The organism is Streptomyces humi (assembly GCF_001005085.2).
GTDB lineage: Bacteria > Actinomycetota > Actinomycetes > Streptomycetales > Streptomycetaceae > Streptomyces > Streptomyces humi.
In genome coordinates this window covers 83,372-99,347 of the sequence record NZ_LBMU02000065.1, presented here as the reverse complement: position 1 = coordinate 99,347, position 15,976 = coordinate 83,372, and the positions used below count along the sequence as shown (strand labels likewise).

At 72.1% G+C, this 15,976-nt stretch carries 12 protein-coding genes; 8 read left to right on the top strand and 4 right to left on the bottom strand.

The features are described from left to right. The first annotated feature begins 342 nt into the window (after positions 1 to 342). Complete coding sequence (locus tag AAW13_RS27235) at positions 343 to 792, top strand: PTS sugar transporter subunit IIA (RefSeq protein ID WP_046732004.1); 450 nt, start codon at positions 343 to 345, stop codon at positions 790 to 792. Positions 793 to 911: 119 nt separating this feature from the next. Then, a complete protein-coding gene (ptsP, locus tag AAW13_RS27230; protein ID WP_046732003.1) occupies positions 912 to 2,582 on the top strand; it encodes a phosphoenolpyruvate--protein phosphotransferase in 1,671 nt (556 codons plus the stop codon). Positions 2,583 to 2,651: 69 nt separating this feature from the next. Here the strand turns inward: ptsP and AAW13_RS27225 are convergent, their stop codons facing one another. Next, a complete protein-coding gene (locus AAW13_RS27225) occupies positions 2,652 to 3,545 on the bottom strand; it encodes a hypothetical protein (RefSeq protein WP_046732002.1) in 894 nt (297 codons plus the stop codon). A gap of 24 nt (positions 3,546 to 3,569) precedes the next feature. Beyond that, entirely contained in the window at positions 3,570 to 4,778 is a 1,209-nt protein-coding gene (locus AAW13_RS27220) for an MFS transporter (RefSeq protein ID WP_046732001.1), read from the bottom strand. Positions 4,779 to 4,889: 111 nt separating this feature from the next. Between AAW13_RS27220 and AAW13_RS27215 the strand changes: the two genes are divergently transcribed. Further along, positions 4,890 to 6,209: an aminotransferase class I/II-fold pyridoxal phosphate-dependent enzyme gene (locus AAW13_RS27215; RefSeq protein ID WP_046732000.1), complete on the top strand. Its 1,320-nt coding sequence runs from the start codon at positions 4,890 to 4,892 to the stop codon at positions 6,207 to 6,209. Between the two features lie 18 nt (positions 6,210 to 6,227). Here the strand turns inward: AAW13_RS27215 and AAW13_RS27210 are convergent, their stop codons facing one another. Continuing rightward, positions 6,228 to 8,204: an acetoacetate--CoA ligase gene (locus tag AAW13_RS27210; protein ID WP_046731999.1), complete on the bottom strand. Its 1,977-nt coding sequence runs from the start codon at positions 8,202 to 8,204 to the stop codon at positions 6,228 to 6,230. A gap of 213 nt (positions 8,205 to 8,417) precedes the next feature. On the opposite strand from AAW13_RS27210, the gene AAW13_RS27205 reads away from it, so the two are divergent. After that, complete coding sequence (locus tag AAW13_RS27205; protein ID WP_046731998.1) at positions 8,418 to 10,778, top strand: glycoside hydrolase family 31 protein; 2,361 nt, start codon at positions 8,418 to 8,420, stop codon at positions 10,776 to 10,778. A 10-nt stretch (positions 10,779 to 10,788) separates the two neighbouring features. Here AAW13_RS27205 and AAW13_RS27200 read toward each other — a convergent pair whose 3' ends face one another. Beyond that, complete coding sequence (locus AAW13_RS27200; RefSeq protein WP_046731997.1) at positions 10,789 to 11,322, bottom strand: NUDIX domain-containing protein; 534 nt, start codon at positions 11,320 to 11,322, stop codon at positions 10,789 to 10,791. Between the two features lie 189 nt (positions 11,323 to 11,511). Here AAW13_RS27200 and AAW13_RS27195 point away from each other — a divergent pair, with 189 nt between their 5' ends. From AAW13_RS27195 to AAW13_RS27180, 4 genes are all read left to right on the top strand, one after another. Then, the gene (locus AAW13_RS27195) at positions 11,512 to 11,958 is read left to right on the top strand and encodes a Zn-ribbon domain-containing OB-fold protein (protein ID WP_046731996.1); all 447 of its coding nucleotides are present in this window, start codon (positions 11,512 to 11,514) and stop codon (positions 11,956 to 11,958) included. Then, positions 11,955 to 13,145 carry a lipid-transfer protein gene (locus tag AAW13_RS27190; protein WP_046731995.1) on the top strand — a complete coding sequence of 397 codons (1,191 nt, stop codon included), beginning with the start codon at positions 11,955 to 11,957 and terminating at the stop codon, positions 13,143 to 13,145. Before AAW13_RS27195 ends, AAW13_RS27190 begins: the two co-directional genes overlap by 4 nt. A 112-nt stretch (positions 13,146 to 13,257) precedes the next feature. Further along, entirely contained in the window at positions 13,258 to 14,898 is a 1,641-nt protein-coding gene (locus tag AAW13_RS27185; RefSeq protein WP_046731994.1) for a GGDEF domain-containing protein, read from the top strand. Positions 14,899 to 15,204: 306 nt separating this feature from the next. Next, entirely contained in the window at positions 15,205 to 15,942 is a 738-nt protein-coding gene (locus tag AAW13_RS27180; protein WP_046731993.1) for an MIP/aquaporin family protein, read from the top strand. Positions 15,943 to 15,976 lie beyond the last annotated feature (34 nt).

Here is a 15,976-nt window from a genome sequence, read left to right as displayed (position 1 = left end):
GGCTTTCCTCCGGGCTTCCCTTCGGTGTTTCAAACTCTATCAGTGTTTTTCCGGCCTCCTGACCACCTTCCCGCAGGCATGCGGAAGATGATCCGAAGTTAGGATCTGACGAGTTTGGGTTCTGCCGACCAAGGGCGCATTTCCGCGCCGCTCGGCCCCAAGCAGGAGTACGACTGTACACGGGGCTTCGGAGCCCGTGCAAATCCATTGGACTGGTGGTCTAGACCACTTGCTGGTAGCTTCCATGCGGAACCGCCACTTCACATGACATACGCTGCTGCTCAGTGCCGTCCGGGACAGGTAGTGACGGCCCGTAAGCAGCTCCACTCTGGGAGGCTTCCCATGACCACCGTGACGTCCCCTCTCGCAGGACGCGCCATCGGACTGGCCGCAGTGCCCGATCCGGTCTTCTCCGGGGCCATGGTCGGCCCGGGTACGGCGATCGACCCCGCGCGCGAGCCTTCCGAGGTCGTGGCACCCGTGGACGGGGTCATCGTCTCTCTGCACCCGCACGCGTTCGTCGTGGTCGACGCGAACGGCCACGGCGTCCTCACCCACCTCGGTATCGACACCGTCCAGCTCAACGGCGAGGGCTTCGAGCTGCTCGTCAACAAGGGCGACACCGTGAGCCGCGGCCAGGGCGTCGTGCGCTGGAACCCGGCCGCCGTAGAGGCCGCCGGCAAGTCCCCGGTGTGCCCCGTCGTCGCCCTGGAGGCCACCGCCGACTCCCTCGGCGACCTGCGCGAAGACGGTGACGTGAAGGCCGGCGACAGTCTCTTCACCTGGAACTGACTCGTCCGACACTGACAAGACGGACGACCTCGCCGCCGTGCCGTCATATGACGGAGCGGGCGGCGACCACGACAACCATCGCGGCGGCGGGACCCGCCGCACTATCGGAGACGGGTGAGATGGAGACAACGCTGCGAGGCGTCGGCGTGAGCCACGGAGTGGCGATCGGCGAGGTTCGGCACATGGGAACGGCGGTGCTGGAGCCGCCTGCCAAGCAGATCCCGGCCGAAGAGGCGGAGCGGGAGCAGAGCAGGGCCCGGCAGGCCGTGGAGGCGGTGGCCGCCGACCTGATGGCACGCGGCAACCTGGCCGGCGGCGAGGCCCAGGCGGTGCTCGAGGCGCAGGCCATGATGGCCCAGGACCCCGAGCTGATGGCAGACGTGGACCGGCGTATCGCCGTCGGCAGCACCGCCGAGCGTGCCGTGTACGACGCGTTCGCCGCGTACCGCGAGCTGCTGGCCGGCGCCGGCGAGTACCTCGCCGGCCGGGTGGCCGACCTGGACGACGTGCGGAATCGTATCGTCGCCCGGTTGCTCGGGGTTCCGATGCCGGGTGTCCCGGACAGCGACGAGCCCTATGTCCTGGTGGCCCGGGACCTGGCGCCGGCGGACACCGCGCTGCTCGACCCGACTCTGGTGCTCGGCTTCGTCACCGAGGAGGGCGGGCCCACGAGTCACAGCGCGATCCTGGCCCGGGCGCTCGGTGTGCCGGCGGTCGTGGCGCTGCCGGGTGCCGGTGAGCTCGCCGAGGGCACGGTCATCGCCGTGGACGGCAGCACCGGCGACATCTTCGTGAACCCGAGTGCGGAGAAGAAGGCGGAGCTGGAGGCCGCGGCCGCCGCGCGCAAGGCCGCGCTGGCCGCCTCGACCGGTCCGGGTGTCACCGCTGACGGGCACAAGGTGCCGCTGCTGGCCAATGTGGGCGGACCCGCGGATGTCCCGGCGGCCGTGGCCGCGGGTGCCGAGGGCGTCGGTCTGTTCCGTACCGAGTTCCTGTTCCTGGACGACAGCAAGAACGCTCCTTCCGAGGAGAAGCAGGTCGACGCCTACCGTCAGGTGCTCGAGGCGTTCCCCGAGGGCCGGGTGGTCGTACGGGTGCTGGACGCGGGTGCCGACAAGCCGCTGGACTTCCTGACCCCGGCCGACGAGCCGAACCCGGCGTTGGGCGTGCGTGGGCTGCGGACCCTCCTCGACCACCCCGACGTGCTGCGCACCCAGCTGACCGCGCTGGCGAAGGCGGCGGAGGGGCTGCCCGTCTACCTCGAGGTCATGGCGCCCATGGTGGCCGACCGTGCCGATGCCAAGGCGTTCGCGGACGCCTGCCGGGAGGCGGGGCTGCGGGCCAAGTTCGGCGCGATGGTGGAGATCCCGTCGGCCGCGCTGCGGGCGCGTTCGATCCTTCAGGAGGTCGAGTTCCTGTCGCTGGGGACCAACGACCTGGCGCAGTACACCTTCGCCGCGGACCGTCAGGTGGGTGCGGTGTCACGCCTCCAGGATCCGTGGCAGCCCGCTTTGCTCGACCTGGTGGCGCTGTCGGCGGAGGCGGCGAAGGCCGAGGGCAAGAGCTGCGGTGTGTGTGGTGAGGCCGCGTCCGATCCGCTGCTGGCCTGTGTGCTGGCGGGTCTGGGCGTCACCTCCCTGTCCATGGGTGCGGCGTCGATTCCTTATGTCCGGGCGATGCTGGCGAAGTACACCCTGGCCCAGTGCGAGCGGGCCGCGGCGGCCGCGCGTGCGGCCGACAGCGCGGACGAGGCCCGCGCGGCGGCTCAGGCGGTGCTGTCCGGCGAGTAGCCGGTCGCGGCCGGGCTCGGCTGTCCTTCCAGGGGCGCTCCACCTGCGGGTGGGGCGCCCCTGGCGCGTTCAGTGGTGGTGGCCCGGTGGCTTCTCCTGGGTGCCGAGGTCGGGTGGTGCGCAGTAGTCGACGTCGGATTCCGGTGAGATGAGGTCGCCGGATTCGACGTCGGTGCAGTAGGCGTCGAAGACCTCTCCGGCGGTGAGCGGGGCGAGGGTGTCGCCGCGCAGGCGCCAGCCGTAGACGCGGTCGGGGGAACCCGGGGCGCTGGTTCGCATGACGAGCCCGCCGGGGCTGCGGGTGGCGAGGCCGAGGGCGAGGACGCTGGTGAATTCGAGGGTCTCGGCTTCGTCGAGCCGTGTGGTGCCCTCGGTGTCCTGGTCTGCGTGGAGGACGGTGACGAGGGTTTCGGGTGATCCGGAGACGCTGCACACGAGGTGCCGCTCGCCTGGTGGGGCGGTGTCGAGGATGCGGGTGAGGAGGTGGGAGGCGCGGGTGAAGGCGGCTCGTCCGATGTCTTCGCCGCAGGTGTGGCAGGGGCCGAGGCGGGCGAGGAGGGTGCTTGCGTACTCCCAGGTGGCCTGGCGTACCGCCTCGTCGACGAGGGTGGGGACGAGGTCGGTGAGGGGCCGGCCGTCGTAGGGGATGGTGGCGCCGGTGGCGGCGAGTTCGGCGGTGAAGCGGGTGCGGCTCGCGGAGGCGTCCGGGTCGAGTCCGGTGTGCGTGCAGAACTCGGCGTATTCCTCGGGGTCGAACAGGGCGAGGGTGGTGTGGGTGCCCTCCGAGGCGCGGGTCCTGAGGACGGCTTCCATCTGGTGGAGATAGGTGAGGTGGTCGTCGAAGGTGAAGGTGCGGTAGCGCCGCATGGCGCGGAAGTCGTGTTCGTCGGTCAGCAGGCCGATGGTCCCGGCGATCTCGCGGCGCAGGACGCGTCGCAGTGCCCGGTGGTCGGTGCGCGCCATGGTTTTCCCCCTGTGTGCGGTCGATCAATGCTCACTCACCGTAACCGGAGCCACTGACAACGAGGGTCGTGGCAGCCGGTCGCGGACGATCCGGTGCTGAATTCCGCAGGTCAAGGCGATAGCCACGCCGAACGCTGTCCAGCCGAGCGGGCCGGTGGCGATGGCGGCGGTGACGGCGAGTGGGCCGATGCTGCGCTGGGCGGACTGCGCGAGGCCGTGGACGCCGAGGTAGGTGCCCTGAGCGCTGTCGGGTGCCAGGGCGACGGACAGTTCCCAGGAGATGGTGGCGTGCAGCATCTCGGCGACGGTGAAGGCGGTGGCCGCGGCGGTGAGCAGGAGGACCGCGGTGAGGGTTCCGCCGGCGGCGGAGAGGGCCATCGTGGTGCCGCCGAGGGCGAACGCGGCGGAGAGCGGGACCAGGAGCCGGCGGGCGGCCTCGCTGCTGGTGCCGAAGCGGGCGAGCGGTACCTGGAGTGCCACGACCAGCACGTTGTTGAGGACGAGCAGCAGGGGCGCGAGGCCGTGCGGGACGTCGGTGCTGTGGGCGATGGCCAGGGGCAGGCCGATCTTGAAGACGGCGTCGTCGAGGAAGAGGACGGTGTCGGTGGCGACGTAGGCGAGGTAGGTCCGGTCGCGCCAGGGGTTGGCGGGCTTCTGGGGCTTGGCGCCGGTCCTGGAGCCGGTCACGATCCGGGAGGGTGAGGGGGGCTCGCCGCAGCGCAGGGTGAGCAGGGCTGCCGCGACGAAGGACAGGGCGTCGCCAGCGAGGAGCCAGCGGTAAGCAGTGGTGGTGCCCAGGGCGAGGGCCGCCGCGGCCGCGAGGCCGCCCAGGGCCCAGCCGGCGTTGGCGAGGGTGCGGCTGAGTGCCTGGTAGCGGACTCGGTCGGGTCCGGCGATGCGGGTCGCGTAGAGCTTGGTGAGGACGTTGGCGGCGCGGTCGCCGAGGGCGCCGACGGCCGAGACGGCGAGCAGCAGGGTGTAGTCGTCGGTGGTGAGGAGGGCGAAGGAGGCGAGGGCGCGCAGGAGTTGGAGGGCGATCAGGACGCGGGTGAGGGGCAGGCGGTCGGCGAGGCGGCCGCCGAGTGGTGCTCCCGCGATGCCGATGGCACCCGAGAGGGCGGCGAGGGTGCCTACTTCGGCGAGGGAGAGTCCGGAGACGTAGGTGAAGTACAGGACCGAGACCGACGCCCAGAGGCCGCTGCCGACGCGGTCGACCAGGGCGATGACGAGCATTCTGCGTCCGTCGCGGCCTCCGGGTATGCGTTCGAGTCGTTCAGTCGCGCCGGGCGTTCTCTGCACTGCTCCCCCTTGCCGGAAATTATGTACTGATACATACTTGCCAACGTGGTAACACAATATGGGATCACCGGTACGACAGCCAAGGGGATTGCCGCGTCCGTGGAACGGGGCGTGGCGGAGGGTGCGTTGGCCCCGGAGGCGGCGCTTCCGCCGGTCCGGCGGCTCGCGGAGGAACTGGGGGTGAGTCCCGGCACGGTCGCGACGGCGTACAAGGAGCTGCGCGGGCGCGGGATCGTGGTCACGCGCGGGCGTGGCGGCACGGTCGTCGCGCCCGCTCCGGCGGTGGCGTCCCGGCGACCGCCGCGGGTCCCCGCGGGGCTCCGCGATCTGGCCGGCGGCCATCCCGACGCCGCCCTGCTGCCGGGCCTGGTCCCGCCCTCGCGACTGTCCCCCGGCGCCCGGTCACACCGTTCGGCACCCCGGCTCGCGAGGCTGGAGGAGGCCGTGCGCGACTGGCTGCGGCCGGACGGCGTCCCGGTGGACCACGTGACGTTCGCGCACGGGGCGCTGGACCTGATCGGCCGCATTCTCTCCGTGGAGCTGCGGCCAGGCGACGCCGTGGCCATGGAGGACCCCGGGTACCACCATCTGCTCGATCTCGTCCCGGCGTTGGGGCTGCGGATCGTGCCGGTGGCCGTGGACGACGAGGGCTTGCGTCCGGACGGTCTGAGCAGGGCGCTGCGCGCGGGTGTGCGCGCCGTGGTGTACAGCCCGCGGGCGCAGAATCCGTACGGCGGCTGTTTCTCGGCCGCGCGCCGGGACGCCTTGGCCGAGGTGCTGCGTGAGGAGCCCGACGTCCTGGTGGTCGAGAACGATCACGCGTCCTCGGTGACCGACGCCCCGCTGCACTCGGTGGCCGGCGCGGGCCTGGCGCGCTGGGTGCATGTGCGGACGGTGAGCAAGTTCCTCGGCACCGACCTGCGGTGGGCGGCGGCCGCCTGTGACGCGACGACGCTCGCGCGCCACGACGGTCTGCTGCTGCTCACGTCGGGCTGGGTCAGCCACCTGTTGCAGGAGACGGTCCTCGGGCTGATGACGGACACGGACACGCGCGCGTTGGTGGCACGTGCGCGAGTGGCGTACTCGGTGCGCCGGGAGGCGCTCGCCGCGGAGCTCGCGGGGCGTGGGATCGCCTCGCACGGGGCGAGCGGGATGAACCTGTGGGTGCCCGTGCGCGACGAGTCGGCCGTGGTGAACGGCTTGCGGTCGTACGGCTGGTGGGTGGCGGCCGGGGCGCGTTTCCGGCTGTCGTCCGGCCCGGCGGTACGGATCTCGACCGCCGGTCTGGAGCCTGCCGACGCGGTGCGGCTGGCCTCGGACTTCGCCGCGGTGCTGGGCGAGTCCGAGGCGACCTACGGCGGTTGATCGCGTGCCGTACGGAGCTCAGGCGCGCTTGCGGGCGAGGTCCTCGTAGAAACCCAGCAGATCGAGGTTGTCGATGGAGCCCGGGTTGACGGCCTTCTCCAGGGGGGCACCCTGGAGGAGCCGCTTCACCGGGACCTCGATGCGCTTGCCGGTGAGGGTGTGCGGGACGCCGGGCACCTCGATGACCTCGTCGGGGACGTGCCGGGGAGAGAGCTGTTCGCGGATGGCCTGCTTGATGCGGTCCAGCAGGGCCTCGTCCAGGACCGCGCCGGGCGCCAGGTGGACGAAGAGGGGCATCCAGTACCCGCCGTCGGGCTGCTCGACGCCGATGACCAGGGACTCCCTGATCTCGGGCAGCCGCTCGACGACCTCGTAGATGTCGGCCGAGCCCATCCGGACGCCCTGCCGGTTGAGCGTGGAGTCGGAGCGGCCGTGGATGACGACCGAGCCGCGCGCGGTGACGGTGATCCAGTCACCGTGGCGCCAGACGCCGGGATAGGTGTCGAAGTAGCTGTCGTGGTAGCGGCTGCCGTCGGGGTCGTTCCAGAACCGGATCGGCATGGAGGGCATCGGGTTGGTGACGACCAGTTCGCCGACCTCGTCGACGACCGGGTTGCCGTGCGGGTCCCAGGCCTGGAGGTCGGTGCCCAGGCTGGGGGCCTGGAGTTCGCCGGTGTGGACGGGGAGGGTGGGTACGGCCCCCGCGAAGCAGGAGCACACGTCGGTGCCGCCGCTGACGGACGCGATCCAGAGGTCGGCCCCGCTGTCCGCGAACTCGTCGTGCAGCCAGCGGAAGCCGTCGGGGGGCAGCGGCGAACCGGTGGTGGCGACGCACTGCACCCGGGAGAGGTCGAAGTCGCGGGACGGGTGGACGCCGGCCTTGCGGCAGGCCATCACATAGGCGGCGGACGTGCCGTAGAGGGTGGCTCCGGTGCGTTCGGCGACCCGCCACTGGGCGCTGACGTCGGGGTAGCCGGGGCTGCCGTCGTACAGGACGATCGTGGTGCCCGTGAGGAGGCCGGAGACGAGGAAGTTCCACATCATCCAGCCGGTCGAGGTGTACCAGAAGAAGCGGTCGTCCGGGCCGAGGTCGCAGTGCAGGCCGAGCTGCTTGAGGTGCTCGACGAGGATGCCGCCCTGGGACTGGACGATGGCCTTGGGCAGGCCTGTGGTCCCGGACGAGTAGAGCACCCACAGAGGGTGGTCGAACGGGACCTGTTCGAACTCGGGGTCGGTGTCGGCGGCGGTCAGGTCCGACCAGTCCAGGGCGCCCTCCGGCGCCGGGGTGCCGAGCAGCGGGATGTGCACGACCGCGCGCAGGGTCGGCAGTTCGGCGCGGAGTTCGGCCACGGTCTCGCGGCGGTCGTGTTCCTTGCCGCCGTAGCGGTAGCCGTCGACGGTGAACAGGACGACGGGCTCGACCTGCTGGAAGCGGTCCAGGACGCTGCGGGCGCCGAAGTCGGGTGCGCAGGAGGTCCAGACCGCGCCGACGGCGGCGGTGGCGAGGAGGGCGACGACGGCCTGCGGGATGTTCGGGAGGTAGCCGCTGACGCGGTCGCCCGGGCGGACGCCGAGGGCGCGCAGTCCGGCGGCCAGCGAGCCCACCTGGCGGCGCAATTCGGCCCAGGTGACCGGTTGGGGTTCGTGGGTCTCGTCGACATACAGGAGCGCGGGTTCGTCCGCGCGGGTGGCGGCGGCCCGCAGGGCGTGCTCGGCGTAGTTCAGGGTGGCGCCGGGGAACCACTCGGCGCCCGGCATGGAACGGTCGCCGAGCACGCGCGCGTAGGGCGTCGAGAACCGCACGTCGAAGAAGTCCGTGACGGCTTTCCAGAAGGTGTCCAGGTGATCGACGGACCAGCGGTGCAGGGCCGGGTACCCGCCGTCGGCGGGTGCTCCGTGGTGGTCCGCCGCCCAGGACTGGAACCTGGTGATGCGTGCCCGGGCGATCCGTTCCGGATCGGGCTGCCAGAGCGGCTGGGGGTTCGCGGTCGACATGGGGCGGCTCCCGGGCTTCTGCGCTGGTGTGCGTGGGACGCGCACGGGCTGGGGTGTGCGCGTGACGCGGCTGACAGGGACGATGCCATGTGATCGACTTCTGCACCAGGGCGCGCTCCACATAGTCCGTGTCGTGAAGATGTGGTCCCGGCACGGGTGAACGGCAGTTGAACGGCGCGCATGCGTGGAGCGTGGAGTGGCAGGGTGAGCAGCATGGACGGTCGTGACCTGGTGCGTTCGGTAAGAGTGGTCGGTTCGAGGAAGGCGGCTCTGGGGTTGCGTACCGTACGGGCCGCGTGGCGCAGGCGGCGGATCGACGCCGCCGGGCTGCCCGCGCGGGGGTCGGAGCGCGCCCGGGTGCCCGGGCCCGTGCTGGGGGCGGAGCCCGGTCCGGGGGGCGGGGTGATCCGGTTCAGCCGGTCCGAGCTGCGGATCACGGTCGCCGTGAACGGAGCGGTCTTCTGGGGCTGGGACGGGGCCGGTCCCGAGCCGTCCTACGCGCTCGCGGGCCGCGGTCCGGAGCCGGACCCGCGGGCGGTCCTCGAACCGGACACGGACGGCGGCTGGCGGGTCGTGGCGGAGCGGGTGAAGGTCAGCGTCTCGCGGCACGGCGCGATCGAGGTGTGCACGCCCGGCGGGGTGATGCTGCGGCGGGATCTGCCGCCGCGGTGGTGGGAGCCGGTGGGCGGGGGTGCGGCGCGCTGGGTGCAGCGCTCGGAGGTGGCGGCGGACGCGCGGTTCTTCGGGCTCGGCGGGCGGGCCTCGGGACCTCGGCTGCGGGACGGGACGTACCGGCTGTGGAACACCGATCCGGGGCACGCCTTCGGCCCCGGGGACGATCCGCTGTACATCACCATGCCGGTGCAGTTCGTGGTGGCGGACGCGGCCACGCACCTGGTGTTCCACGACACCTCCTGGGACGGGACGGTGACCCTCCGGGAGGGTGAGGAGGGCGCCGGTTCCGGTCATGACCGGACCGGGCGGAGCGAGCTGCGCGTGGACGGTGGGCCGCTGCGCTGCTGGGTGATGGTGGGCACCCCCGCGCGCGTGCTGCACACCTGGGCCTCGCTGACGGGCCCGCCGGCGCTGCCGCCCGCGTGGGCACTGGGTCACCACCACGCCCGCTGGGGCTTCGGCAGCGAGCAGGAGGTACGGCGTATCGTCGCCGGCTACCAGGAGCGTGACCTGCCGCTGGACGCCGTCCATCTGGACATCGACCACTACGACGACCACCGGGTGTTCACCGTCGACCAGGAACGCTTCCCGAAGCTGCCGACCCTGGCGGAGGAGCTGCGGCGGGACGGGATCCGGCTGGTGTCGATCGTGGACCCGGCGGTGAAGTCGGAGCCGGGCAACCCGGTCCACGCCGGCGGGACGGCCGTGGACGCCTTCGTGCGGGACCCGGCGGGGCGGCCGGTCGAGGGGGTGGTGTGGGCCGGGGAGTCGGTCTTCCCCGACTTCACGCACGCGCGCGTGCGCACGTGGTGGGGCGGTCTGTACGAGGAGCGGCTCGCCATGGGCTTCGCCGGGTTCTGGCACGACATGAACGAGCCGACGTCCTTCACCGCATTCGGCGAGTCGACGCTGCCGCGCTCGGCACGGCATGCCCTGGAGGGGCGCGGTGGCGACCACCGCGAGGCGCACAACGTGTACGCGCTGTGCATGGCCCGGGCGGCCTACGAGGGGTTGCGTGAACTCGCGCCCAAGGAGCGCCCGTTCCTGTTCTCGCGCTCGGGCTGGGCCGGCATGCAGCGCTACGGCGGCACCTGGTCCGGTGACGTCGCCACCGGCTGGCCCGGGCTGCGCGCGTCGTTGTCGCTGGTGCTGGGGCTGGGGCTGTGCGGGGTGCCGTACTCCGGGCCGGACGTGGGCGGGTTCGACGGGGACCCGTCGCCCGAGCTGTTTCTGCGCTGGTTCCAGCTGGGCGCCTACCTGCCGCTGTTCCGTACGCACGCGAGCATGCGCGCGGGGCGCCGGGAGCCGTGGGAGTTCGGGACCGAGGTGCTGGAGCACGCGCGGGGGGCGCTGCTCGAACGACGGCGTCTGCTGCCGTACTTCATGACGCTGGCGCAGTTGGCGAGACGCACCGGCGCACCCTACGTGCGGCCCCTGTGGTGGAGTGCGCCGGAGAACCGGGCGCTGCGTGACTGCGAGGACGCCTTCCTGCTGGGCGACGCTCTGCTGGTGGCGCCGGTGCTGGATCCGGGCGCCGACCGGCGTGCGGTGCAGTTGCCCCGGGGGCGTTGGTACGACACGCGGTCGGAGCGGGCGTACGAGGGTCCCGGGCAGGTGCTCGTGGAGGCCCCGCTGTCCCGGATCCCGGTGCTCGCGCGCGCGGGTGCCGTCCTTCCCGTACGGGGCGAGGACGGCGGGACGCATCTGGAGGTGTGGGCGCCCGTCCGGGGCCGGACGGGCGGCGGGCTGGTCGTACCGGACGCGGGCGACGGCTGGGACGAGCCGGAACTCGAGCGTTACGTCACCCGTTGGGAGGGCAGGCGGGTGGTGGTCCGGCGCGAGGGGGAGAACGGCGTGAGCGAGCCGTCCCGCCCCGTCCGGGTCAGGGGGCTGGGGTGAGCCGGAGGGCTCAGTAGCGGCCCTCGAACCACGCGCGGACGGCCACGCTGTGCAGGGGGAAGGCGAGTTCCTCGGCACGGCGCAGCAGGTGCCAGCCCTCCGTCTCGTCGGTCGCGCCCGATGCCGGGAGACCTTCGGCCGGGCGCTCCGGGAGGAGGCCGAACAGCAGCAGGTGCCCGTCCGGGGAGCTCATGGCGTCGACGAGGCGTACGTCGCGGGCCGCGGCGTCGATGCCGGTCTCCTCCTTGAGTTCGCGGACGACGGCCAGTCGCCAGTCCTCGCGGTCGTCGACGAAGCCTCCGGGCAGCGCGACGCCGCCGCGTGCGGGGGCGACGGTGCGGGTGATGACGACCAGGGCGGTGCCCTTCGTGTCGTACACGGGCTGGAGGGCGATCGCCACCGGCAGCGGGTTGCGGTAGGCGGTGTGGCCGCAGGCCGGACAGGTGCGGGGCCAGCCGGAGATGCCGGCTCCGTAGGCCGCTCCACAGCTCGAACAATGCGAGCCCGGAGCGGAGTTGGCGAGGGGGTGCTGATTTTCGGACACGCGCGGACTTTATCCGATCACGAGAACGTCGTCCTACGGCCGGGGGAACGCCTTCTTCCGGAAGTGAAGCGACACTGAGTGATCGGGAGACCCGCCGAGGGAGCACTGTCCGACGGCGCGGCCTGCCCAATTTCGGTGGCCCGTGGCACACTTCTGACGTTCCGTCAGATCCAGTGTCCTGGAGGGCCCTTGTCGCGTACACGCACGCCCGCGGTCGACGGCTGGTTCACCGGCGAGGGAGACGGCTTCAGGCTGCTGGGCACTCGCTGCGCGGCCTGCGCCGCGGTCTTCTTCCCGCGCGAGGACGTCCACTGCCGCAACCCCGGGTGCGAGGGCGGCGATCTGGTGGAGGTCCCACTGTCCCGGCGAGGACGGATCTGGTCGTTCACCGACAGCAGATACCGTCCTCCGTCACCCTATGTGAGCGACCCGGAACTTCCCTGGGAGCCCTACACGTTGATCGCTGTGGAGCTGGAGTCCGAGCAGATCGTGGTGCTGGGACAGGCGGTCCCCGGAATCACCGTGGCCGACCTGGCGGTGGGCACGGAGGTGGAGGTCGTCCCCGGCGTGCTGTACGAGGACGCGGAGTCGACCTGGACGACCTGGCACTGGCGGCCGACGGGGGTGGCGGCATGACGACTGACGTGGCGGTGCTCGGCGTGGGCATGCACCCCTGGGGCAAGTGGGGGCGCGGCTTCGCCGAGTACGGGACGGCCGCCGCCCGCGCGGCACTGGAGGACGCGGGGCTCCAGTGGCGGGACATCGGCTCGATCGTGGGCGCTGACACCGTGCGTGGCGGGTATCCCGGCTACGTCGCGGGCGCGACCTTCGCCAAGGCGCTGGGCTGGCAGGGGGCCCGGGTCACCAGCGTCTACGCGGCATGCGCCTCCGGGGCCCAGGCCGTCGCCGCGGCGCGGGCCCAGATCCTGGCGGGGCTCGCGGACGTGGTGCTCGTGGTGGGCGCGGACGCGGCGCCCAAGGGGTTCTTCCGGCCCGCGGGCGGAGACCGCCCCGACGATCCCGACTGGCTGCGGTTCCGGCTGCTCGGGGCGACGAACCCGACCTACTTCGGGCTGTACGCGCGTCGGCGAATGGCCGTGTTCGGGGACACCCCCGAGGACTTCGCGCTGGTCAAGGTGAAGAACTCGGCGGCCGGGGCGGCGAATCCGTACGCCCGCTACCGCAAGCCGGTCACCGCCGAGGAGGTCGCCGCCTCCCAGGTGGTCGCCGATCCGCTGCGGCTGCTGGACATCTGCGCGACCTCGGACGGCGGAGCCGCACTGGTGCTGTCCAGCCTGGAGTTCGCCCGCCGGCGCGGGGTGGCGCGGCCGGTGCGGATCCGCGCGGTGTCCACGGTCACGCCGCGCTATCCGAGCACGGTGCTGGATCTGCCGGACATCGCCACGGACTCGGCGGCCGTGACCGGCCCGCCGGCACGGACCTTCCGGGCGTCGATCGCACGGGCCGCCTACGAGGAGGCGGGCATCGGCCCCGAGGAGCTGTCCCTGGCGGAGGTGTACGACCTGTCCACCGCACTGGAGTTGCAGTGGTACGAGGATCTGGGGCTGTGCGCCGAGGGCGAGGCGGCGAAACTGCTGCGCGAGGGATCGACGGCCCTGGGCGGACGCATACCCGTCAACACCAGCGGTGGTCTGGCCTCTTTCGGGGAGGCGGTACCGGCCCAGGCGATCGCCCAGGTCTGCGAGCTCACCTGGCAGTTGCGAGACGCGGCCGGTGAGCGGCAGGTGGCGCACGCGCGCGTGGGGATCACGGCCAACCAGGGGCTGTTCGGGCACGGTTCGTCCGTGATAGCGGTGCGTTAGCGGGCCCGGAGCGACCCCGGAGCTCGCACACTGGGCGTGACCACCCCAAAAGGGTGCGTGAACGTCTCATGAACTGCCCTTGGGCGGACGCCCGGTGGGCCACCATGCTGCCGTGCCCTCCTGGACGGATGCTCTCCGTTTCGCCTTCCAGCCGGTGGTCAACCTGACGACCGGCGCGACAGCCGCACTGGAGATCCTGGCCCGCCCCGAGACCGGCGACATCCTCGCCGAAGCCCACCGGAACCCCGAACTCGACGGCAGGCTGGCCGTACTGGCCTTCCGGGCGGCGGCCCGCAAGGAGACCCTCCTGCCGCTGCACATCAACGTGTTCGCGGCCACGCTCGCCGACCTCGGCGGCATCGGGTCCCTGCCCGGGGCGATCCGCGAAGCCGGACGGATGCCCTGGGAGGTCACCCTGGACATCGTCCCGCCCTACGCGCACGTGCCGCAGCGGGCCCTGCTGGAGGCCGTGGCGGCGCTGCGCGGTCAGGGTTTCCGGATCAGCGCGGACGGCATCGGCGACGGGGACGTGCCCCTGCGACTGCTCACCGACCTCTCCCCCGACCTGGTCAAGCTGGACGCCTCGTTGCTCGGCCGGCCTGCCGCGGTCCGGGCCATGCGCACCCTGTGCGAGGAACTGGGCGCCCTGCTGGCCGTCGAGGGCGTCGAGACGGAACGCCAGTACGCGGCGGCCCTGTCGGCCGGTGCGCAGCTGGCCCAGGGCGAACTGTTCGCACCGCCGGCCCGGATCCCGGTAGCGGACGTATACGTTCCGCCACGCTCCCCCGCCGCCGTGCCGACGGCACGCTCCGGGCCCTTCGTACGGGAGTTCGTCAGGCCCGCCGCGCTGTTGCCGGTCACCGCGTCGGCACTACAGGTGCGGACGCTGCTGACCGGCTCCCCCGACGTCTCCGGCGTCCTCCTGGTGGACCAGGCGGGAGCCCCGGTCCGGTCCGTGCACCGGTCCCGGTTCCTGCTGTCGATGTCCGGCCGCTACGGGCACGCCCTGTACGCGGACCGTCCGGCCGTCAAGCTGGGCGACGCGCCCCTCACGGTCGGTGTCGACGCGACCGCCTGGGAGGTGCTGGACGTGGTGGCCGTCGGCGGCCGGGACCGCGCCTCGGACGATGTGGCCGTCGTCGACCGGCTGGGGCGCTGTGTGGGCGTCGTACGCCTCGCCGACCTGCTGCGGGCGCTCGCGGAGACCCGGGTCGAGGAGGCGGCCGGACTGAACCCGCTGACGCGACTGCCCGGTTCGGACGCGATCACCCAGGAGGCGGACCGACGGGTCGCGGGTGGCCGGGGCTTCGCGCTCAGCTGGCTGGACATCGACCACTTCAAGCAGGTGAACGACGGGGCCGGCTTCGCCGCGGGCGACGAACTGATCCGCTCGGTGGGACGGGCGCTCCAGGAGACCGCCGCCGGGCACGCGCGCGTGGGGCACATCGGCGGCGACGACTTCCTGGTGCTGGCCGACGAGACGGGACTGGGTCCGGTCGCCGCCGTCCTCGATCTGCCCTGGTCGGCGGGCGGCCGGCCGGTCTCGCTCTCCCTGGCCACCGTCGTCTGCGGTCCGGGCAGCGTGGCCGACCACCGGCAGGCGGCCGCGTACCTGGCACCGCTGAAGAAGGCCGCCAAGGCGCTGCCCGGGCCGAGCTGGGTGCTGGGGCGGGCGGGGCTGCCCGGGTACGAGATCCGGCGCGGCTCGGGCGCGTCCTCGGCCCAGGCGGGTTATGCGGTGGTGGAGCCGTGAGAACGGTTCTCCGACGGGTTGCCTGTCATCGTTGCGGTCGACGACCTTGACGCTCCCTGGGCGCCGGTGAAAACTTCCCGTGTCGGTCGACATCGCCGTACATTCTCGGCGTAATCAGGCACTGCGCCATGGGCTGCTCCTGTCTGAAGGCCCGTTCTCCCATGGGCGATTCGGCTGCTACGGCACGCTCGTCACGGACGCCGGGCGGGGCGCAGGACCTTCCCTGCCTTCGGCTGACGTCGCCAAGGGAACCGTTCCTGCTCTAAGCGCCGGGGTCGATCCCCGGCCAGCGCCCTAGGAGCCGCCATGAGCAACGGAGACATATTCGTCGGCGAAGTCATCGGTACGGCCATCCTGATCCTGTTCGGTGCCGGTGTCTGCGCCGCGGTCACTCTCAGACACTCCAAGGCCCGGGCCTCGGGCTGGGTGGTGATCGCGTTCGGCTGGGGCTTCGGCGTGCTGGCGGGTGCCTACACCGCCGCCCCGCTGTCCGGAGGGCAGCTCAACCCGGCCGTGACCATCGGCATCGCCGTCGACACCGGCAAGTGGGGCAAGGTCTGGATCTATCTGCTCGGCCAGTTCGTCGGCGCGATGCTCGGCGCCGTCCTGACGTACCTGGTCTACCTGGCCCAGTTCCAGGCCAACGTGCCCGACCCGGAGTCGGGCGAGGAACCGACACCGACGCTGGGCATCTTCTCCACCATCCCGGAGATCCGGAACCCCGTCGCCAACCTCGTGACCGAGATCATCGCGACGGTGGCGCTGGTCCTGCCGATCCTCGCGTTCGGACTGACCAAGGGGCTCGGCGAGTCCGGCGTCACGGTACTGATCGTCTCGCTGCTCGTCGTCGGCATCGGGCTGTCCCTCGGCGGGCCCACCGGCTACGCCATCAACCCGACCCGCGACCTGGGCCCCCGGATCGTGCACACCTTCCTGCCGATCCCCCACAAGGGCACCTCCGACTGGGGCTACGCCTGGATCCCGGTCGTCGGCCCGCTGGTCGGCGGGGCGCTCGCGGGCCTCATCTACAACGCAGCCTTCTGATCCAGAACGCAGCATTCTGATCCAGCGACCAAGG